This is a genomic window from Paraburkholderia sediminicola, assembly GCF_046027355.1.
GTDB classification, from domain to species: domain Bacteria; phylum Pseudomonadota; class Gammaproteobacteria; order Burkholderiales; family Burkholderiaceae; genus Paraburkholderia; species Paraburkholderia sediminicola_B.
The window spans coordinates 1-959 of sequence record NZ_JAQQEK010000120.1 but is presented as its reverse complement, the minus strand read 5'-3'; the positions used below and the strand labels follow the sequence as shown (position 1 = coordinate 959).

The 959-nt window shown below is 68.4% G+C and carries 1 protein-coding gene; it reads left to right on the top strand.

Translation table 11 applies throughout. The features are described 5' to 3' along the window. Positions 1-959 (top strand): efflux RND transporter periplasmic adaptor subunit (locus PQR42_RS45540; RefSeq protein WP_408496099.1); only part of this gene is annotated, 959 nt, incomplete at both ends.

Genomic DNA, 959 nt, shown 5'->3' with positions numbered 1-959 from the left:
TCCACGCCACAAGCGCAAAACCGCACCGCCGTCTCTGGCCGTTCGCGCTGAGCGGTCTTGCAGCGGTCTTGCTGATCGTCGGCATCGTGCCGCGTCTGCATGCAAGCGCCGCGCTCACGGAGCAAACGCAGGCGCAAAGCATGCTCAGTGTGTCGGTGGTCGCACCGCGCCCCGCGCCGGCCGTCAACGAACTGCTGCTGCCCGGCGCCGTCACGCCGTTCGCCGAAGCATCCATCTACGCGCGCACGAGCGGCTACCTCGCTCACTGGAACACCGACATCGGCACGCAGGTGAAAAGCGGCCAGACCCTCGCGACGATCGAAGCCCCGGACCTGGACGCGCAACTGCGCCAGGCCCGCGCCGACGAAGCCACCGCGCAAGCCAACTTCGACTACGCGAAGACCACCGCGCAGCGCTGGCAGGAGATGCTGAAGACCCAATCGGTCGCACAGCAGGACGCCGACACCAAGGTCAGCGACATGGAAGCGCGCCGCGCGATGCTGGCCTCGGCGCAGGCCAACGTCGCGCATCTCGCCGAACTGGTCTCGTACGAGAAGATCACCGCTCCGTTCGACGGCGTGATCACCGCGCGCAACGTCGACGTCGGCGCGCTGGTGACGGCGGGCGGCACGCCCGGCACGGCGGGCATGTCGGGCGAGCTGTTCCATATCCAGCAGAACGGCGTGCTGCGCGTGTTCGTCGACGTGCCGCAGAACGACGCGCCGTACGTCACGCCGCCCACCGGCGTGTATCTGACCGCCCAGCAGTATCCGGGCCGCCGCATCGCCGCGAAAGTGGCGCGCAGCACCGGCTCGATCGATCCGTCGAGCCGCACGTTGCGCGTCGAGATCGACGTCGACAACAAGGATGGCGCGCTGCTGCCCGGCGCTTACACGCAGGTGCATCTGCAATTGCAATCGACCACGCCGGCGCTCGATCTGCCCGTCAGCGCGCTGCTG